The following is a 20877-nucleotide window of genomic DNA, read 5'->3' as shown; positions in this document are numbered from 1 at the left end:
GAAAATGTCAGAACAATTTGAAATGGTGCCAGGAAACTCACTTATTACGAAAACTCCAGAAGAGGGGAGACAACTAGCAGTAAAAATGGCAAGATTGGTAATTAAAGCCACCCAACCTGATTCAGCAATTCGAGAAAAATTACGTCCAATCTATTCTGAAGATGCGGCTATGTTAATTTCTGTAGGGCAAGTAGTAGCTACTGAATTTGCTACAATCGCCGCAGCGAATAATTATTGGAGGTGATACTTAGAATTGGATAAAAACAAAATGATTTCACTTCACTAAAGCAAAAAACACGAAATCACGGATATTAATATTTAAATATCCGTGATTTCGTTATTAAATCTTATTCTAAAGATAAAGTTATTCTACTTCCTTAACTTCTGCTCCAGGAGCATTTTTTCGAACAGATTCTATTCCGTTTTTTGCGCCACTTTCAGAAGCATACATTTGGCTAGAGCCAATTATCTGACCGTTAGTTGCTTTTATATTCCAGTGGATTTTTCCGTTTTTAGCCGTTTTCATTTCAAAACTATCTTCGTTTTGACAATTTTTCTGAATAGACTCAATTCCATTCATAGCAGAGGCTTTAGAAGCATACATTTGGCTAGAAAGTATAACTTGTCCGTTACCAGCTTTTAAAACAAAGTGATATTTATCACCGCTTTTTTTAAGTTCAAACATAATTAGGTGTTTAAGGTTTAAAGTTTAAGCTTTAAATATCGGGAAAATTGGAATATTTTAAAAGTTACATTGCTATTTTATAAAAAGTTTAGCAAATTATTTATTTAAACATATCCATTCCAGGAATATTTGGCATTCCATCCTTAGCAACTGCAGCTATTTCTGATTCGTGAACGTTTGTTGCTTTCTCAATCGCCTTATTTAGTGTTAGTATTAGATAATCTTCTAATTGCTCTTTGTCTTCTAATAAACTGTCATCTACTTCAATAGATTTTATTTCCCTATTAGCAGTAAGCGTGATTTTTAGAAGACCGTCATTGCTTTTTTCATCAATTAGTACAGTGTCTAATCTCTTTTTAGTTTCTTCAACTTTAGCTTGGGTTTCTTTTAATTTACCCATCATTCCCATTAAATCTCCAAACATAATTAGTGTATTTTAGTTTCCCGCAAATTTACTACATTGTAAGTTTATTTAACAACCTTCAATTATGAAAAATTCTATTATCGTTTCATTCGCTTGTCTTACTTTTGCTGTTGCTTGTAAAAACCAAGAAACTTCAGAAAAAAATATGGAAATCACTGCCCCGAAAGCCGAAAAAATGGCCAAAGAATTAACAGCTCACGGCGATACTCGCATAGATAACTACTATTGGTTAAACAATCCAGAAGACGAAAAAGTTATTGACTATCTTAATAAAGAAAACGAGTATTACGATGCAATGACGGCACATACCAAAAAGTTCAAAGAAGATCTTTTTGAAGAAATGAAAGCGCGTATAAAGGAAGACGACGAGTCTGTTCCATATAAATTGAATGGATATTACTATATAACCAGATACGAAACAGGTAAGGATTATCCAATTTACACCCGTAAAAAAGGTTCGTTGGATGCCGAGGAAGAAATTCTTTTTGATGTAAATGAAATGGCAAAGGGCTATTCATATTACAACCTTTCAGGAATAAATGTTTCAGAAGACAACAAACTTGTGTCTTTTGGAGTGGATACCTTAAGTAGAAGAAAATACGACATCTTTATAAAAAACCTTGAAACTGGTGAAATTCTTACCGAGCGTATTCCTCTTACAACTGGAGGTGCTACTTGGGGAAGTGATAATAAAACACTTTTTTATACTAGAAAAGACGAAAACACACTTCGTGCCGATAGAATCTACCGCCATACTTTAGGCGATGATCCTATTAAAGATGAACTTGTTTACACCGAAGAAGATGAAACTTTTGGAACCTACGTATATAAAACTAAATCTAGAAAGTACATTGTAATTGGTTCTTATAGCACATTAACTTCAGAGTACAGAATTTTAGAAGCAGATAAGCCTCTAGGAGAATTTAAAGTTTTTCAACCTAGAGAAAGAGGCTTAGAGTACAATATTTCCCATTATGGAAATAATTGGTATGTGCTTACAAATAAAGATAAAGCGCTTAACTTTAAATTGATGATGACTTCGGAAAACAAAACTACCAAAGAGAACTGGGTAGATATGATTTCCCACCGTGATGATGTGTTACTTGAGGATATCGATATTTTTAAAGATTTCTTGGTAATAAGTGAGCGTAGTGATGGATTGACAAAAATTAGAATTAAAAAATGGAAAGATGAAGTAGATTATTACCTTCCATTTAGCAGTGAAACTTACACTGCCTTTACGACTCAAAACCCCGAATTCGATACCAAGATTCTACGTTACGGATACAATTCTTTAAACACTCCAGCTTCCATAATAGATTTCAATATGGAAACTAAAGAAAAAACTGTTTTAAAAGAAACTGAAGTTTTAGGAGGGAAGTTTGATAAGGATAATTATCATACTGAACGACTATGGGCAACTGCTGCAGATGGAGCCAAAATACCGATGTCTGTTATTTACAGAAAAGGTATAAAAAAAGATGGTAAAAACCCATTACTTATTTATGGCTATGGCTCTTATGGGGCAACCATAGACCCGTACTTTTCAACAGTGCGCTTAAGTCTTTTAGATAGAGGTTTTATATATGTAATCGCTCATGTTCGAGGTGGCGAATACATGGGAAGACAATGGTATGAAGATGGAAAGTTGCTAAAGAAGAAAAATACATTTACAGATTTTATTGATGCATCTAAGTATCTAATTGAAGAAGGATATACTTCAAAAGAACATTTATATGCTTCAGGAGGTTCTGCAGGAGGATTATTGATGGGAGCTATCGTTAATATGGCCCCAGATTTATACAATGGGGTTATAGCCTCGGTACCTTTTGTTGATGTTGTAACCACGATGCTAGACGACTCAATTCCTCTGACGACAGGGGAGTATGATGAATGGGGGAATCCTAATATTGAGGAGTATTACAATTACATAAAAAGTTATTCTCCTTACGATAATGTTGAAGCTAAAAATTATCCAAATATGCTTGTTACAACTGGATTACACGATAGCCAGGTTCAGTATTACGAACCAGCAAAGTGGGTTGCTAAGCTTAGGGATATGAAAACAGACAACAATATCTTATTGATGCAAACTAATATGGATGCCGGTCATGGTGGGGCTTCGGGAAGGTTTGAAGCCTTAAAAGAAGTGGCTATGGACTATGCGTTTTTACTAGATTTAGAAGGAATTAAGGAGTAGTAAAATTATTTCCTTAACTTTGCAGAGTTTTTAAAACTTGGTTTTTTAGAGCTGAGTTGTTTTATAACGAACATCCTTTTTATGAAAGAAGAAATAAAAGCTTACGATAATGTGTTAGATTTAATAGGTAACACACCATTAATAAAGCTTAAAAAAATTACCCATAATATGAAGGGTAACTATTTCGCGAAAGTTGAAGCGTTCAATCCAGGACATTCTAGCAAAGATAGAATAGCACTACATATAATAGAGGAAGCAGAAAGGCAAGGTATACTTAAACCAGGTGACACTATTATTGAAACTACTAGTGGTAACACAGGGTTTAGCTTGGCAATGGTGAGCATCATTAAGGGATACAAGTGTATCTTGGCTGTGAGTTCAAAGTCATCTGCCGATAAAATTGATATGCTTAAAACAATGGGTGCTATGGTATATGTTTGCCCAGCAAATGTAAGTGCAGACGACCCGCGATCATATTACGAAGTTGCCAAAAGATTACATAACGAAACTGAAGGTTCTGTGTATATCAATCAATATTTTAATGAGTTAAATATTGAGGCACATTACAAAACTACTGGCCCAGAAATCTGGGAGCAGACTGCAGGAAAAATCACTCATTTGGTTGCTTGTAGTGGTACCGGTGGAACAATTTCTGGAACAGCAAAGTTTTTAAAAGAACAAAACCCAGAAATTAAAGTTATAGGTATTGATGCTTATGGCTCAGTTTTACAGAAATACCACGAAACTAGAGAATTTGATTCGAACGAAATTTATCCATATCGTATTGAAGGATTAGGTAAAAATTTAATTCCTACAGCTACAGATTTTGATAAAATTGATAAATTCGAGAAAGTAACCGATGAAAGCAGTGCACATACAGCGCGTGAACTAGCTAACACTGAAGGCTTATTTGTTGGATATACAAGTGGCGCAGCAATGCAAGGCTTAAAGCAATTAGACGAAGAAGGTGAATTTAATGAAGAAAGTAATATTGTAGTTATCTTCCCTGATCATGGTTCAAGATATATGAGTAAAATTTATAATGACGACTGGATGAATCAGCAAGGATTCTTCGATACAGAATCTGAGTTAATAGAACAAATAGAATACGTGAAATAATAATTAATCTCCCCTAATTTCTATAAATAAACCTTTAAAAGTCCCAAATGCGATATGTATTTGGGATTTTTTATATCCTTTATTCTCAATCCTGAAAATCTCCGGTCTAAATCTTAGAATCTTATTATAATTTAATTAATTTTGTGCCGCATTTTAACAGAAATTTTGATGAGAGATCTATTCGATAAAATCTATAAAGATAAAGGTCCGTTGGGAAAATGGGCTGATCAAGCAGAAGGCTATTTCGTATTCCCAAAATTAGAAGGTCCAATCTCTAATAGAATGAAATTTAAAGGCAAAGATGTAATTACTTGGAGTATTAATGATTACTTAGGTCTTGCCAACCATCCGGAAGTGAGAAAAGTAGATGCTGAAGCAGCTGCTAAATGGGGTTCTGCCTACCCAATGGGAGCAAGGATGATGAGTGGTCATACCGATCTTCACGAACAACTACAAAAAGAACTTGCTGAGTTTGTAAATAAAGAAGCTGCGTATCTATTAAACTTCGGTTACCAAGGAATGGTTTCTACCATTGACGCATTAGTGTCTAAGGACGACGTAATCGTTTACGACGTAGATGCTCACGCTTGTATTATTGACGGAGTTCGTCTTCATTTAGGACAGCGTTTTACCTACAAGCACAACGATATGGTAAGTATCGAGAAGAATTTACAGCGTGCTACAAAGGTTGCTGAAAAAACTGGAGGAGGAATTCTTCTTATTTCTGAAGGTGTATTCGGTATGCGTGGTGAGCAAGGTAAATTAAAAGAAATTATTGCACTTAAAGAAAAATATAACTTCCGCTTTTTCGTAGATGATGCTCATGGTTTTGGAACTTTAGGTAAAACCGGAGCTGGAGCAGGTGAGGAGCAAGGAGTTCAGGATGGTATCGACGTTTACTTTGCAACTTTTGCAAAATCTATGGCTAGTACCGGTGCTTTTATTGCAGGTGATCAAGAAATAATCAAATACTTAAAGTATAACCTTCGTTCGCAGATGTTTGCAAAATCATTGCAAATGGTTCTTGTAGAAGGAGCTTTAAAACGTTTGGATATGCTGCGTTCTATGCCAGAGCTAAAACAAAAACTATGGGAGAATGTTAATGCATTACAAGGTGGTCTTCGTGAAAGAGGATTTGATCTTGGAACAACGCAAAGTTGTGTAACTCCAGTATATCTAAAAGGAAGTATTCCAGAAGCGATGGCTTTAGTAAAAGACTTACGCGAAAACTACGGAATTTTCTGTTCTATTGTTGTGTATCCTGTAATTCCAAAAGGACTAATTCTTTTAAGAATGATTCCTACGGCTTCACATACAATGGAAGATATTAATGAAACTTTAGAAGCTTTCTCTTCAATTCGCGAGCGTTTGGAGAATGGAACTTATAAAAGACTTTCTGCTGCCGTAGCCGAAGCTATGGGTGAGAAATATTAAGTGTTATTTTAGTTATATATTTATGAATAATCCACCCCTAGGGGTGGATTTTCTATTTTAGACGAGTACCTTTATATTTTAAACATTTTCTACTTATGAATCCAACTATCCCAAAATCTGCATTTCATTTTCTTTTGAAGCTAAAAGAAAACAACAACCGCGAATGGATGCAGGAAAATAAAAAGGAATATTTAGCAAATGAAAAGCTATTAAAAGAATTTTATTCTGCAGTAGAGAACGACTTGAATGTAACCGACGAGATTTCAAAAGTAAAAGTGTTTAGAATAAATCGCGACGTACGTTTTAGTAATAACAAAACCCCTTATAATGTTCATCGCAGTGTTAGCTTTAGTAGAGCAGGAGCTCATAGAAGAGGTGGCTATTATTTAAGGTTAGAACCAGGCAATAGTTATATGGCTGGAGGATTCTTTTCTCCCGAAAAAGAAGATTTACTTAGAATTAGAAAGGAATTTGAATTAGATTCTCAGGAAATTCGTGACATCTTATCCAGAAAAGAATTTAAAAAGATATTTGGTGGTTTCAATCAAGAAAATGCTGTTAAAACTGCTCCAAAAGGTTTTAATAAAGATGATGAAAATATAGATTTAATCAGACTTAAAAGCTTTTTCGTTACACATAAATTTACTGATGAAGAAGTTTTCGCAAAAGACTTTAAGGTTAAACTTCTTAATCACTATTTATTACTTCGTCCATTCTTTGATTATATGAGTGATGTGTTAACCACAGATTTAAATGGTGAATCAATACTTTAGTTAGCAGCATTTTTTCTTGATAATATAACTTCTTATTTCTCAGTTTTTGTATCCTAAGAACTTATCTTTTTTAATGTTTTAATTATTTTTTATAAACACCTGAATGCTATAATCTTTAATTCTAACATGTGTATTGAATTGAAATGTGAAAATCTCCTACGTTTTGCCATGTGTTTTCTATATGTAGAATTCCAATTTTCATAATATTGGTGGTTTCTGTTAATGAAATACTCTATTTTTATAGCGATATCCCTTCATGTTTAAATATTATTCAAAAAAATTACATTTATCTATTCTTTAGCTTCTTCTTTTAATCAGATAATCCAAAAGTTAAATTATTATGAGTGTTGCATTTTGAATTTCTGTATTAGTATTTATTTTTATAATATTTACGTGTCGTAATCAAAAGCAAAAACAAACGAATTAGTTGCTCATTTAGAAGCTGAAGAATTTTTATTAGAGTTGGTGGGGCGTAATGAACAAAGCGAAACAAGATATTCTAACACCAGATGTAATAATAAATTCTCTTATGAATGATGATGAAGGGATTGTTAGCAATGAACTTACCGCTAGCGATTACTGTAAACAGGTTAAAAACAGCACAATTCTAAAAAAAATTGAAGAAGCTGCCGAAATTAAAATTATTGACGCTGTTTATAACATTGAAAATACGGAAGTAGATGGGTGTGAATAGTTCTTAGGTTTCCTGTTCCTAATGTCATCTTTGATAATACTATTAACACCCCCTTAACCCAAAACTCAAGTTTCTGTAGGTACTTTTACACCTGCTACTGCTAACTATCGGTTGGCGTATTATTCTTCATTTAAAATTTAAACATATAATGACATTAATAACAAAAGCTTTCGGTGTAAAGGAAGAAAATAAACCATTAGAACCTCTTGAAATACAGCGTAGGCCCGTAGGTGATAACGATGTTAAGATAGATATTATTTACTGTGGGGTTTGCCATAGTGACATACATACAGCTAGAAATGAATGGGGTGGGTCAAAATATCCAGTAGTTCCAGGTCACGAAATAATAGGCCGCGTTGCTGCCATTGGGATAGGCGTAAAGAAATTTAAAGTTGGAGATTTGGTTGGTGTAGGATGTATGGTAGATTCTTGCCAAGAATGCAATCAATGTAAAAATGATTTGGAACAATTCTGCGAAAAAGGGGCTACATACACATACAACAGTAAGGATAAACATATTGAAGGTCAAAGAACTTTTGGGGGATATTCTAATGAGATTGTTGTGGACAAAGAATTTGTTTTAAATATTCCTGAAAATATAGATCCTGCGGCTGCTGCGCCACTTTTATGTGCTGGAATCACTACTTGGTCGCCTTTAAAGCACTGGAATGTTAAAAAAGGAGATAAGGTAGGAGTAATTGGTTTGGGTGGCCTAGGTCATATGGGAGTTAAGTTTGCCAATGCATTAGGTGCTCATGTGGTGATGATAACTACTTCGCCATCTAAAATTGAAGACGCAAAAAAACTTGGGGCTCACGAGGTGTTAATTAGTAAAGATACTGAAGCAATGAAAGCGCAAAAACAATCATTTGACTTTATACTGAACACTATTCCTGTTGGACATAAAATGGATCCATATATTTCCTTATTAAAAAATGATGCTACTATGGTTTTGGTTGGTGCAATTGAGCCCTTAGAACCATTCCATGGAGGAGCGCTTATTAGAGGAAGGAAACGAATTTCAGGATCATTGATTGGGGGAATTAAAGAAACCCAAGAAATGCTCGATTTTTGTGGTGAACATAATATTGTTTCAGATATTGAAATGATTGATATAAAAAATATAAATGAAGCTTATGATCGTGTTGTTAAGGCAGATGTAAAATATCGTTTTGTAATCGATATGGCTTCGTTAAAAGGATAGCACTTGCTTTAAAGTATTACTTTAAGTAAAAAACCCTAACTTATTACAGTTAGGGTTTTTTAAATTTAAAATTTAGTTGATTAATCTTTATAGTTTATCATCCAACTAATTCCATATTTATCTGTACATCTTCCATAGTGAGCACCCCAAGAAGTTTCTTGGAATGAAGTATGTACTCTTCCTCCTTTAGATAATTGATCGAATGCCGATTCTGCCGATTCTGCTGAATCCATATCAACTCCAAGATGAATATTTGTACCATCGGTAAGTGGAGTATCTGGTGCTGCATCGTATCCTAAGATCGTAAAGTTTTTCCCACGAAGTTCTGCGTGCTGCCACTTAGAACGATAATTTCCTGGAATGTCGATTTCTTTATCTTCATAGGTTTCAGTATTCTTAATTTCGCCACCAAAAATATCTTTATAGAAATTAAATGCTTCTTGGCAACTGCCTCTAAAGGCTAAGTAGGCTTCAATTCTCATAGCTTTAATTTTTTTTAGATTATTAGTAAAAACTTTATTCCCGAATTATTTTTTAAATAACCTGGATAATAGCGATAATACCAATAGTACTAGAAAAATATAGAAAATAATTTGTGCAATGTCAGTTGCTCCTTCAGCAATTCCACCGAATCCAAAGATCGCAGCTATAATTGCAATAACTAGAAAAATAATAATCCATCGTAACATAAGTAATAGTTTTTGAGTTAGTATTCCTTTAAATTATAATAGATAATCAATTATTAAAACTTTTTAATTGTAGTTTAACAAGAAATGTTAATGATAATTTAGCACTTTATCGATAAAATAGCCAATAAATTATCAGATTAAAACATTCAGCCATGTTAATACTGAACTGTTCTTAATTGTAATTTTAGGAAAATCTTTTATGCAATTTTAGCTTGGATTAGTTTTTATTTTTGAATGATTTTTTAACATTTAAAGATGAGATCGATTTCTTTAAATTCTACTTTTTAAAAATCATATCTTTGGATAATTTACAATAGGAAATTGACATGAAAATTCTTCACACTTCCGATTGGCATATCGGAAAACAATTACTTAAATATGATTTAACTGCAGATTTAGACCTTTTTTTTGAATGGTTAATAAATTATATAAAATCTGAAGATATCGATGTGTTATTGGTTTCAGGTGATGTTTTCGACCAAGCTAATCCTTCACAAGCTGCGTTTAAACAGTACTATGATTTATTAAAAAAGTTAATTAACCTAGATTGTAAAATAATTATTACAGGAGGTAATCACGATTCTTCGGCAGTTTTAAACGCTCCAGCCGAATTATTAAAGACATTCGATATTACCGTTGTTGGCGGTGCTACACAAAGGGTAGAGGACATGTTTGTAACGGTAGAAAAGAACAACGAAACAGTTGTAGTAGCTGCTATACCGTTTTTAAAAGATAGGGATATTCGAAAGTCGGCTGCAGGGGAAAGCTACGCCACAAAAATCGAACAGATAAAATCTGGGCTAAGAGGTTATTTTACTAACATTAATAATTATTACCAACAAAACTATTCTGGTGAATTGTTTATTGTAATGGGCCATTTATATGTACAAGGAAGTGAGCTTTCAGAAAGTGAACGCGATATTCAAATAGGGAATCAAGCAGGTGTTGAAGCAAATATGTTTGGTGAAACTCCAGATTATGTTGCATTAGGACATATTCATAAGCCACAAGTAATTTCTCGCGAACAAAACATTTATTATTGTGGTTCACCCGTACCGCTAAGCTTTTCTGAAAAAGAAGATCGCAAGCAGATTAACGTGATTACTGTAGTAAATAATGAGATAGAAAACGTAGATATTATTCCTATTCCTAAACACAGAAACCTTATAACTTTTGAAGGCAGTTTGCAGGAGGTTGAAGAAAAACTAAATATTTACTCCGAAGAAACCACCTTAACTTCACTAGCCGAAATTATCGTAAACGAAGAGGTTGAAAGCTTAGAAAGGCGTCAAGCTTTTGAAGCACTTATCAATTCTCAGTTCAATTCGAATATAGAAGTTGTAAAGTCCCGGCTTAATTTCAGAAATAAAATTAGAGGTGCTAGCGATGCTTTTGAAGTAGGTACAGACGTGGCTGATGTAACGCCAATGCAGATGTTTGAAAAGAAACTTGAATTACAGAGTGGTTTGGAAAACACGGAAGAATTAAAGAATGCTTTCCGTGAAATTTTAGAAGAATTGAATCTATAGACTATGAAAATTCTAAAAATACGATTTGAAAATATTCATTCCCTCAAAGGGGAGCACGAAATTAACTTTGGAGAGGGGATATTAGCAGACGCTGGACTTTTTGCTATTACCGGACCTACAGGTTCTGGAAAATCAACCTTATTAGATGTAATAACTTTGGCTCTTTATAATCGTATTGCTCGAGTTGATAAAAATGTGAGTAATTCAATTTTGGAAGACGATGGTGGGATTATGACTCGAAACATGAAGAGTTGTTATGCCGAAGTTGAATATCGTGTAAATGGAAAGGATTATCGCAGCCATTGGTCTATAGAACGCAATAGAAATAATAATTTAAATGCCCGAAAACAGGAATTGGTAGAGGTTGCTACGGGACATATTCTGGAATCAGGTACTAAAACGCCTGAAAAAAACAATGTTATTATAGGCTTAAGTTACGAGCAGTTTGTGAAAGCCATGGTATTATCACAAGGGGAGTTTAGTAAATTGCTTCGAGCACCGCGTAATGAGCGAAACAAGTTGTTGGAAGATATAACTGGAGCCAAATCCTATCGTGAAATAGGGAAGGCAGTGTATTTTAGATATAAATCGGTAGAAAAGAAGATTGAACTTAAAAAAGCTGGCCTTGAAGGAATTGAATTATTAAGTCCCGAAGTTATTACAGCGAAGAAAAATGAATTACAATCATTGAGTAAAACTAAGCCCGAAATTGAGAAGGCTTACCAAATTGCAGCCGAAAAAATAAAAACTAGGCAAGAACTTCAAGATACACAAAAAGAACAAAAGCAACTTGAAGTTGACAAAGCTGAACTTAAAAAGGACATTGAAATTTTTAAGCCTTTTAAGGTCGAATTAGAGAACCACGAGAAACTATCTAAATACGCAGTTAATTTAAGAGAGTTTGATTTAGTGGTTAAAGAAGAAAATCGGCTTAAAGAATATATAGAAGGACTACAGAAATCTAAAGAAGAAGTAGAGGCATTACAGAAAACTTACTTGCATAAAATATCAGAATTGACTTTTGAAGCGGTTGATGTAGAAAATGCTAATAGTAAGTTAGAAGCATTCCGAGGAAAAATTGCTGCTTTACAAAATGAAGAAGAAAAAAAGATTGGAGAAGCCAATCTTTATAAAAGTCAGTTGAATAACTACGTTCGCAAGATAAAACAATTAGATTTTTCACTTTCCAACGCAGATAATCCTGAGCAGTTTAAGCCACAGTTTATTGCTTTCAAAAAATCTGTAAATGAAAGCATTCTTAATTCAGGAGTTGGAAGTATAGAAGCGTTAAATAACACCCTAGAAACTGCTCGGCATAATCATGAGAAAGCGGGAGAACTCCTCACTAGAAAGGAACAGTTATTAAAAATTCAAACTAATATCAAAGTTCAGAATGATAAACTTAAATCAGTAAAGGAAAAACTAGAGCAAGACAACAATGCTATAACATCTCAAGAAAAAGATATTATTGATTTAAAAAAGGATGTTGAAATTTTAGAGAAAAAATTAGAACAACAGCGCAAACATCAAAGTTTAGAGGAATACCGTCAACAATTGAAACCAGAGGAACCTTGTCCACTTTGTGGTTCCATCCACCATCCATACGCGTCTGAGGAGCCATATTTTGACGCCAAAGAAGAACTTCTAAAGCAAAAAAAGGATTCACTTAAATCCAAATCTGATCTATTAATAGCTTTAAACGAAAAGAACAAGTATCATTTAAAGGAAATCAAAAGTATTGCCAACGATATTGAAGTTCTTAAGAAGGAAGAAACCATCAATATAAAAGTGCTTTCAGATCTCGCAGAAGATTTGGATTGGAATTATAAGGAAGCTCTTGAAACTCTTCAAGGCAATCGAATGGCATTGGCAAACACCATTAAGCAATTGGAAGTATCGAAAAATGCTTTTCAGGCAGCTGAAGTTTTAAAGGATATTGGAACGAGTTTTAATCAGTGGGAAAATGCTTTAAATGAATATTTAAATTTAAATAAAGAGCGAAGTTCTCGCTATAAAGGGCAGGATATCAATAAAGAATCTAATACTTTATCAACCCAACTCACACAAGCTGTTTCCAACATTTCGTCACTTGCTAAACAGCTTCAGGAAACTAATGACAAAATAAAAAATACTACTTCAGAGAAATCTAAGAGAGAAGCAGATTTAAAACAAATACTTGTAAAGGAAGGCTTGGAAAGTCTCGAAACATTGCGAAAATCAATTATACAAGAAGATCGAGCAAACAAGATTAGAAAACGGGAAAATGAGCTTAAAGAACGCCATACAAGTATTTCTGTAAAAGAAAGTGAGTTGGTAAGAAGGATAAAAGAATTGACTGCCAAAGATGATACTAAACTTTCACTGGAAGCTTTAACTTCCTTATTTGAAGAGTCTAAAAATCACTGGGATACACTTTCTGTTAATATTGGGAAATTAACCCAGAGTTTGGAAAATGATGAAAATAACAAAAAGCGTCAGCAAAAAGTAATTGACGAATTAAATCTTTTAAAGAAAGATTTGGCTCTTTGGAAATCTATGAACGATTTAATTGGGGATGCAACTGGAAACAAGTTTTCAAATTTTGTTCAGGATCTCACTCTAGAGCAGTTAATAGGTTTTGCCAACAAGCGTCTTTCAGATTTCAGTGATCGTTATTTACTAGATATCCCAACACCTGAAGAAGCTGATAAAAGTGATACACTTAAGGTTTTTGATAGGTATATGGGGAACGCTCGTCGTTCTGTTCGCACTTTATCTGGAGGAGAAACTTTTTTGGTGAGTTTAGCAATGGCCTTTGCTTTGTCTGATATAGCCGCTAGAAACGTAAAAATTGAATCCTTATTTATAGACGAAGGATTTGGAACTTTAGACCCAGAAACGCTAGACCAAGCTATTACGATACTTGAGAGAATGCAGAGTGAAGGCGATAAGTCGGTTGGAGTGATTTCACACGTAAGTGCTTTAAAAGAGCGGATAACAACCCAGATTAAATTGGAGAAGGGGAGTTTGGGGTATTCTATTTTAGAGGTAGTGCAGTAATTGGAATAAACTTTTTTCGAAGAATAAGTTTAAGAGACTGGTAAAAAATACAAGTTTAGTATCTCATTGTTTACATTGGCTTGGGGATAAGGTTGCTTATCGAACTTTGCCACCTCTTAACTTAGCTTCAAATGTTTCACCAGTTTTATATGTTACAGGAATTCCTTGAGTATCGGCATACAATCGATAGCGTTTTGATTTTAATTTAACTTTACTACCATCAACGGCTATTACATATTGAATTACAAAACCAATTAAAGCTTTTTTTCTACTATGTGTCGATTCAACAACATCGACAATCTTTCCGATAACTTCGGCTCCTTTTTTAATAATTACTCTATTTTCGGCAACAACATCTTCATTGCAAATTAGTTGGATCTGTTTTCCATCTCGCTCTTTTTCTTCCGAACTTAAATCTTCTTTTAAGGTAATACTAATAATTTTTCCTGCAGGCACTTTAACGGGAGTGTTTGGAACAACTGGTTTTTTAACATTGTCTTCTTTCTTCACTGTTTTTTCAGGAATAATTGACGGTTTTGGTTCACTCTTTTTTTTTGGTTGATTTGAAGGTTTACTATTCGTTGGTTGGCTTATATCTTTTTTTATTTCTTCTTTAGCTTCAGGAATGACTTCTGTATTATTAATAATTCGCTTATACATTTCATTTGGTGATTCTTCAAATTCACTAGAAGTTTGGTTTAATACCACTTCTTGAGGGCTGTTCTCCGGTTCTGTCCAGGTAACTTCAGACGCCACAGGAGTTTTTTCATGAACTATTTCTTTACTTGTTCCACCACCCCAAATCAATAAAATTGCACAAAATAAAATAGAGACTCCTAATAATAATAATGAATTGTGTACTTTGGTTGCCTTTGGTACTTTAAACTGTCCTGAGATGGATTTTGCACGAGCAAAAATTTTATTTACGGATATTATTTCACTTCCTTTTTGAGGTTCAGTAAAAACTTGAGATGCTTGTAGCACATCGGTAAGTGTAGATTGATCTAAAAGAGAGGAACCAAGATTTTTTTCGATGGCAATTTTCATTTCCATCGCCGATTTGTATCTCTTGTTAGGATTACATTGAAGTGCTTTAAAAATAATCTTTTCAAAAGAGACGGGGACTGTAGAATTATATTGTATTATGGATTCAGCTCGTTTTTCTAACTTATCTTTCATCAACCGATAATCGGTGTCACTCTGGAACGGTGTACTACCGCTTAACATTTCATACAAAATATTGCCAACAGCATAGACGTCAATGCGCTCATCTCCCTCATGACCTTGAATTTGTTCTGGAGCCATATACTCTAAGGTTCCTACAGACTTACCGTGACTTGTAATTCGTTGTGCATTACGCATTCTAGCAATTCCAAAATCCATAATTTTAACCTCTCCATCTTCATTAATCATCACATTAGCAGGTTTTATATCTCGATGAATAATTCCCTTGCGATGTGCGTGTTCTAAGCCATCAAGTATTTGGACCGCAATACTAGCTGCGAGTTGATGTGTGATTTTTTGATGAATTTTTAACCAATCTTCGAGCGTCTTTCCCTCAACATATTCCATAATCATCCAATAGGTATCTTCCTTTGGAATAAATGAATAGAGGTGCGTAATATTAGGGTGATTCAGTTTTGCTAGCGCGAGCGCTTCGGCTTGAAATCTTTCACCTAAACTTTCTTCCTCTGAACCTCCATCGCGATGAAGCTGCTTAATGGCAACTAATCTTTGAATCATAGTATCTCTTGCGAGATAAACAACACCCATTCCACCTTCCCCAAGTTTTTGAATAACGTCATATTGACTACCTAGTATGCTCATAATAGTACATTTTGTTCTTTAGTTTTTGATGGAAGTGTTCGGTTTATAGAAGAGATATCTATGAGCACTGCTGAAAAATTATCTGATACATTTCTGGTTGTGGCAGTACAACTTAAACACTCCAAGACAAACTCTGCTTGGCTCATTGACAGCAAGTCTTTTATGTCACCATCACTAAATACATCTGTTACGCCATCAGAGCACATAAAAATCCGGTCACCTTCCAATATTTTCCAGCCATTGGATGTAATTTGAGGTTGTATATTTGTTGTAGTTCCTAAAGCCTGCAATAGCACATTTTTCATTGGATGGTTATCTCGTTCTTGCATTGTAATATCGCCATCTTCAAACATCTGGTTAACTAATGTATGGTCTTTGCTAATTTGTGTTAAGTTTCCATTTCGTAAACGATAAATACGACTATCACCAATATGGCCGATATAACATACATTACGCTGTATTATCACTGAAGTAGCAGTAGTACCCATTCCATGCTGTTCTGGATTCCATTTGCCAGTTTCAACTATTTCATTATGTGCATTTTTAAAAGCCTTTTGCAACAATTTTTCAGGAGTATATTTCTCCCAATATTTTAAACAATAATCGAGCAAAATATCACACGCAATCTTACTAGCTATTTCACCTGCATTATGTCCGCCCATGCCATCTGCCACTATAGCAATTAGATTTTTATGGTTGTTTTCTGGAAAAGAATATGCAATAGAGTCTTCGTTGTGGTCGCGAACAGGACCAGTTTCTGAAAGAGTATAAACATTGCAAAAACTCCCACTATTTTTACTCTTTTTTACAGTGGAATTAGCAACCTTATTTTTATTACTTGAAAAGAAAAACCTCATAATTATTTCTGTTAATTGCCAGTTAATTGCTTACACAATAGTAGAATAGAATTAGTGGAAAAGTGAAAGTAATTACCTGATTGGTTGTTTTAATATATTATTTGATAACCTGTTGACGACCCATTAACTCCATTACATATTTAATTGGAACTGAAAAACTAATAGCATTTCCTCTTCCATCTGTTGTTCCGGCGCTATAAACACCCACTACACGTCCTTTATCATCAAACATAGGTCCTCCGCTATTTCCTCCACCTGTAGAGTTGATTGTAAGTTGGTAGTAGTCACCTAAGGAAGATCGATAATCATCAATTTTTTCATTTCTTTCACTTCCACGAACCATTCGTCCTACATTTCCTGTACTTATAGTGGGCACAGGTACGGTTGAAATATTTGGATTGGAATTAAAGTAATCTTGTGAGCGCTTAAGCACTAATTGGTTAGGTGCAAGTCCTGGATATCCCATAACAATTGTAGGATCACCGGGTTGAATTTCATTATAATTGTCATAAAGTTCTACTTTAGGCAATGATTCAGGTAAGTCAATTTTAATCATAGCGATGTCGTGAGTAGAGGAGATTCGGACGATCTGAGCTGGTGTTCTTTGTGAATTATTGGCAAAAGTTACATCCAAATAAGTATTTACCCCAGTGTATTTTTTATCATTTCCAGGAACCCAGCTACCTACCATTTCTCTTGTTACTTGTTTATCCCAAGAAGGTGCGAATTGTCCGTTTTTATCTGTCTCCATTAGTACTCCCGGGAAAGCGTATTCTTGAAATTGAAACCTTGTAAGCCAGCTAGTAGCTACGTGTCGATTTGTTGCAATGAAACCGCGTTCGTCTATCACGAAGCCACTGCCCATACCGGAACTCGCAATAATGTCTAGTTCTATGCCTTGCGTATTTCCAAACCCTTTTAAATAGTCACCCTTTGTAACTAACAAGGGTTCGATTTGTCCTTGTTGATTTTGAAAATATGCACCTTTGTGTCCAATAATTTGCTTATCCTTTATAACAGGATAATAAACGTGATACATTTCTTCACTAGATTCAGTATTTGTAAGTTTCCAAGCAAATTCTATATAAACTACTTTCTCATTATTTGCCTTAGCAATTTCGGTAGGAGTGAAGGTGGTTTTTGGTTCTCTAACATGAACAATTTCTTTAACGCTCTGTTTTTGATATAATAAATACCCTCCAGTTGAAACTAATAGTATAATAGCAGTTAATGTAATTAAAAGACCGGTCTTATTTTTCTTTTCAGATTCGCGAATCATATGCTGCATAGTATTTTTTCCAACACCATCTTTTTTCGGCTGTTTCTTTTCTGAAGTAGTTTTTGAAAAATTAGTAGCGGTATGTACTTTGGTTTCTTTTGCAACGGTTGTGTCTAGAACTCGAGTGCTTTTTATATGTAGCTTTGGACGAGGATCAAGGTCCAATTCGAATGAAGGGCCATCCTTACCAAGCTTTATAATATCTCCAGCAAATAGTTCGGTTTTTTTTGTAATGAGTACTTCATTTACAAATGTTCCATTCTTACTCTGACTATCAGAAATGAAGAAGCGTTCAGGATTTTCACTGTCTTGAGATATGTGGCAATGATTTCGACTAATAGTATCTTCCTTAACAGGATCAAAACTTACATCGTTATCTAATCCTCGTCCTATTTTAACATCTAGATTTTTAGAAATAGTGAAGCTTTCTACTTGTCCTTTCTTAGAGCCTGCAATGTGACGTATTAAAAGAAAATTGGCTTGATTATTCATAGTAATTGAATTTATTGGTTAATAATTGGTTCATACTGAAAATGGTGTTCAATAATTATCCATTACAATCAACTATCGAAAAACTATGAAAAGGTCATCATTTATAAAGTGTAAATTGTTTGGGAAAGTAATTTTATACCGACAATATTAATTTTTGAGAACCAAAAAAATTGTATAAGAATTAAAATGGAAGTGTAATTTCGAATGGAATTTATGTGTCGTAAAATTTGTTGGAACTAGTTAGATTAGATAAAATTAACTTTTAAATAAATTTCAAAGTTATCTTTTTAATAGAATTTGATGGAGTAAAAACCAACGGTGGAATGAAAATGGCTGAATTAAGTTAATAGGTATTAGGACATATTTATTAGCTAATTGAAACTATCGGTCACATTAAGTTTTAAGTTTGTTTTAGATTGCTATGTGTTTAATTTCCTTCCATGTATGTTGAAATAATTGTGTAAATTGTTGAATTTCGAATTCATCAATTGAATCTCGCAAGGTTTAGTTTATTTTAAAATTTGCTAAATGGAATGCACACTTTGTAATACAACACTTCACAATAAGATAGATGAATTTTATTTCATTTGTAATTGTTGTGGCGCCTATGTTAAGCATAAAAAGTATTACCTAAATAGTGTAGAAGAGAAGGAGCGTTATAAAGAACACAATAACGATATAGATAATCCTGGTTACCAAAAATTTACTTCGCCAATTACATCTGCTATTTTAGAGAACCAAAGTCCAGAGGAACTTGGTTTGGACTATGGCTGCGGAACAGGCCCCGTAATCTCAAAACAACTTATTGATTTTGGGTATCGGATAATTCTTCATGACCCATATTTTAATCCAAACGAAGGTTTCGTCAATTATAGTTACGACTACATTTTTTGTTGTGAAGTTTTCGAACATTTTTACAGTCCTAAGCAAGAAATTGAAATGCTTTTAAAAATAATGAAGCCAGGAGGACGGCTCTATGTAATGACACATTTGTATACCATAGATATAGACTTTGCTAATTGGTATTACCGAAATGATCCCACACATGTGTTTATTTATACTGCTAAAACTATTGAATATATTACCGATATATACAATTTGGTTATAGAAAAACTAACAGATAGGGTCCTTATAATTTCAAAAACATAAATTGAGATTCATGGTAATCGGATTTGTTTTTAAGGAATAATTTATTGTGAAATTTATTTCATCACATCTTTTAAAAGCCAAGACTCAACTTCTTGTGATTCTTCAGAAGTATGTAATACAGCTATATCACCTGTAGTTTCAAATATTACAGCTCGCACTTGAGATAATTCTAGCACATTTGATTCGCGAAGTTTTGCTCTCAAATCTCCCTCTGTTACTCTAGCCTTTGCTAAATTTTCATGAAGTATACTAGGACCATCCATTAGCAGTAAAGGTGTGTTATCTATAGTATTGGCAAAAAACTTAAACCTTCTAAAATAAGCTGCTGTTAATTGTAAAACATAAACTACTAAAAGTCCCAAAACTCCTTCTGTAATAGATACACTTGAAGTAAGAATTGTAGATGCAATTAAAGAACCTATAGCTACTGTCATTGCAAAATCAAAACTTGACATTTTACTAAAACTCCGCTTTCCAAAAACTCTAGTATAAAGGATTACAGCCACATAAACAGCAATCGCACTTATTACAATACTAGTAACTTCGGAATTAGAAATACTAAACAACTTTTCCATTTTACTTTTAATAATATTTATATCGATTTCCATAAAGTTAAATTTAATTTATTCCATAAATTCTTAATTTAGTAATAAATTAGGAAAAATTTAATTAAAGGTTTAACCCTTGCTATTCTAGTAAGCTTTAATACACACATCAAATTCGTGCAATTAAAGTATTCATTTTTTAAAGTTGAATTAATTAAATGACGCGTCCAAAAATTAAAATCGAGAAAACTACAATTGATAAGTTTATTGAAGTAATTACATTTCTGCTAATAATAGCGTCGACAATTTTAATAGGATATTTTTACAATCAACTACCTGAAAAGATTGCTATTCACTTTAATTGGCCTTCAAAAGATGAAAATGGATTTGGAGCAAAAAGTGTGCTATGGACGAGCCCGATAATTTGTGGTGTTATCACTCTCGCAGTATTTAAACTCAATCAATATCCTTGGATTTTTAATTATCCCACTGAAATTAATGATAAAAATGCTAGGTATAACTATAAACAAGCAACACTAATGCTTCGAATTGTGGGATTATTAATAGCACTTTTGTGTATTACAGTCACAGTTTTGTCGCTATTAGACGGTCTTGAAATAGAAAATAACCTCGACAACTATCTCACACCTTTATTTCCAATTTTATTAGTTGCAACTCCAATTTTTTTCGCGATTAGGATATTAATCTTCAACAAGAAATAGATAAATAATTTTATAGGCACCCCTAAGAAAGAATGGTTAAATAGTCAATCCACTCGATTTTCTCATTGAACAACTCCCGAATTAACTTTAGCAGTTTCATACTAAAATTGATTAATTTTTAAAGAGAAGAAGTATATCTTTTATCCCCATCCCTTTTATATTTAAAATCAATATATTTAGTAGATTTCTCGATGCTTAAAATTTGATTATATATTA

The 20877-nt window shown here is 33.6% G+C and carries 19 protein-coding genes; 11 read left to right on the top strand and 8 right to left on the bottom strand.

Going from position 1 to position 20877, the window contains the following annotated elements; translation table 11 throughout:
- The first annotated feature begins 4 nt into the window (after positions 1 to 4).
- Positions 5 to 244, top strand: a complete 240-nt coding sequence (locus K8344_RS04860; RefSeq protein WP_139854761.1) for a hexameric tyrosine-coordinated heme protein — start codon at positions 5 to 7, stop codon at positions 242 to 244.
- A 120-nt stretch (positions 245 to 364) separates the two neighbouring features.
- Here the strand turns inward: K8344_RS04860 and K8344_RS04855 are convergent, their stop codons facing one another.
- Both K8344_RS04855 and K8344_RS04850 read right to left on the bottom strand, forming a co-directional pair.
- A complete protein-coding gene (locus K8344_RS04855; protein WP_165148025.1) occupies positions 365 to 685 on the bottom strand; it encodes a YegP family protein in 321 nt (106 codons plus the stop codon).
- A 100-nt stretch (positions 686 to 785) separates the two neighbouring features.
- Positions 786 to 1109 carry a YbaB/EbfC family nucleoid-associated protein gene (locus K8344_RS04850; RefSeq protein WP_237607128.1) on the bottom strand — a complete coding sequence of 108 codons (324 nt, stop codon included), beginning with the start codon at positions 1107 to 1109 and terminating at the stop codon, positions 786 to 788.
- A gap of 64 nt (positions 1110 to 1173) precedes the next feature.
- On the opposite strand from K8344_RS04850, the gene K8344_RS04845 reads away from it, so the two are divergent.
- From K8344_RS04845 to K8344_RS04820, 6 genes are all read left to right on the top strand, one after another.
- The gene (locus tag K8344_RS04845; protein WP_237607127.1) at positions 1174 to 3309 is read left to right on the top strand and encodes a S9 family peptidase; all 2136 of its coding nucleotides are present in this window, start codon (positions 1174 to 1176) and stop codon (positions 3307 to 3309) included.
- Between the two features lie 81 nt (positions 3310 to 3390).
- The gene (capA, locus tag K8344_RS04840; RefSeq protein WP_237607126.1) at positions 3391 to 4428 is read left to right on the top strand and encodes a cysteate synthase; all 1038 of its coding nucleotides are present in this window, start codon (positions 3391 to 3393) and stop codon (positions 4426 to 4428) included.
- Positions 4429 to 4596: 168 nt separating this feature from the next.
- Positions 4597 to 5862: a cysteate-C-fatty acyltransferase gene (gene capB / locus K8344_RS04835; RefSeq protein WP_237607125.1), complete on the top strand. Its 1266-nt coding sequence runs from the start codon at positions 4597 to 4599 to the stop codon at positions 5860 to 5862.
- A gap of 95 nt (positions 5863 to 5957) precedes the next feature.
- The gene (locus K8344_RS04830) at positions 5958 to 6635 is read left to right on the top strand and encodes a DUF2461 domain-containing protein (protein ID WP_237607124.1); all 678 of its coding nucleotides are present in this window, start codon (positions 5958 to 5960) and stop codon (positions 6633 to 6635) included.
- A gap of 475 nt (positions 6636 to 7110) precedes the next feature.
- On the top strand, positions 7111 to 7329 hold the full coding sequence (locus K8344_RS04825; RefSeq protein WP_237607123.1) for a hypothetical protein: 219 nt from the start codon (positions 7111 to 7113) through the stop codon (positions 7327 to 7329).
- Between the two features lie 148 nt (positions 7330 to 7477).
- Positions 7478 to 8533, top strand: a complete 1056-nt coding sequence (locus tag K8344_RS04820; RefSeq protein WP_237607122.1) for an NAD(P)-dependent alcohol dehydrogenase — start codon at positions 7478 to 7480, stop codon at positions 8531 to 8533.
- An 80-nt stretch (positions 8534 to 8613) separates the two neighbouring features.
- Here the strand turns inward: K8344_RS04820 and K8344_RS04815 are convergent, their stop codons facing one another.
- Both K8344_RS04815 and K8344_RS04810 read right to left on the bottom strand, forming a co-directional pair.
- Positions 8614 to 9015, bottom strand: a complete 402-nt coding sequence (locus tag K8344_RS04815) for a VOC family protein (RefSeq protein ID WP_237607121.1) — start codon at positions 9013 to 9015, stop codon at positions 8614 to 8616.
- Between the two features lie 45 nt (positions 9016 to 9060).
- Complete coding sequence (locus K8344_RS04810) at positions 9061 to 9222, bottom strand: DUF1328 family protein (protein ID WP_139854751.1); 162 nt, start codon at positions 9220 to 9222, stop codon at positions 9061 to 9063.
- A 326-nt stretch (positions 9223 to 9548) separates the two neighbouring features.
- Between K8344_RS04810 and K8344_RS04805 the strand changes: the two genes are divergently transcribed.
- A complete protein-coding gene (locus K8344_RS04805; RefSeq protein WP_237607120.1) occupies positions 9549 to 10751 on the top strand; it encodes an exonuclease SbcCD subunit D in 1203 nt (400 codons plus the stop codon).
- Between the two features lie 3 nt (positions 10752 to 10754).
- Positions 10755 to 13790 carry an AAA family ATPase gene (locus tag K8344_RS04800; protein ID WP_237607119.1) on the top strand — a complete coding sequence of 1012 codons (3036 nt, stop codon included), beginning with the start codon at positions 10755 to 10757 and terminating at the stop codon, positions 13788 to 13790.
- Between the two features lie 96 nt (positions 13791 to 13886).
- On the opposite strand, the gene K8344_RS04795 is transcribed toward K8344_RS04800, so the two are convergent.
- The 3 genes from K8344_RS04795 to K8344_RS04785 all read right to left on the bottom strand — a co-directional run bounded on the left by K8344_RS04795 (position 13887) and on the right by K8344_RS04785 (position 18245).
- Positions 13887 to 15617, bottom strand: a complete 1731-nt coding sequence (locus tag K8344_RS04795; protein WP_237607118.1) for a serine/threonine-protein kinase — start codon at positions 15615 to 15617, stop codon at positions 13887 to 13889.
- Positions 15614 to 16474: a PP2C family protein-serine/threonine phosphatase gene (locus K8344_RS04790; RefSeq protein ID WP_237607117.1), complete on the bottom strand. Its 861-nt coding sequence runs from the start codon at positions 16472 to 16474 to the stop codon at positions 15614 to 15616. Before K8344_RS04790 ends, K8344_RS04795 begins: the two co-directional genes overlap by 4 nt.
- A gap of 97 nt (positions 16475 to 16571) precedes the next feature.
- Positions 16572 to 18245, bottom strand: coding sequence for a trypsin-like peptidase domain-containing protein (locus K8344_RS04785; RefSeq protein WP_237607116.1), 1674 nt, complete (start codon positions 18243 to 18245; stop codon positions 16572 to 16574).
- A 528-nt stretch (positions 18246 to 18773) separates the two neighbouring features.
- Here K8344_RS04785 and K8344_RS04780 point away from each other — a divergent pair.
- On the top strand, positions 18774 to 19394 hold the full coding sequence (locus K8344_RS04780) for a class I SAM-dependent methyltransferase (protein ID WP_237607115.1): 621 nt from the start codon (positions 18774 to 18776) through the stop codon (positions 19392 to 19394).
- Between the two features lie 53 nt (positions 19395 to 19447).
- Here the strand turns inward: K8344_RS04780 and K8344_RS04775 are convergent, their stop codons facing one another.
- Complete coding sequence (locus K8344_RS04775; RefSeq protein ID WP_237607627.1) at positions 19448 to 19969, bottom strand: DUF421 domain-containing protein; 522 nt, start codon at positions 19967 to 19969, stop codon at positions 19448 to 19450.
- A gap of 188 nt (positions 19970 to 20157) precedes the next feature.
- Between K8344_RS04775 and K8344_RS04770 the strand changes: the two genes are divergently transcribed.
- The gene (locus tag K8344_RS04770) at positions 20158 to 20661 is read left to right on the top strand and encodes a DUF1648 domain-containing protein (RefSeq protein ID WP_237607114.1); all 504 of its coding nucleotides are present in this window, start codon (positions 20158 to 20160) and stop codon (positions 20659 to 20661) included.
- Positions 20662 to 20877 lie beyond the last annotated feature (216 nt).

It is taken from the genome of Aequorivita xiaoshiensis (genome assembly GCF_022008395.1).
Lineage (GTDB): Bacteria > Bacteroidota > Bacteroidia > Flavobacteriales > Flavobacteriaceae > Aequorivita > Aequorivita xiaoshiensis.
This window is presented reverse-complemented; position numbering and strand designations above follow the sequence as displayed.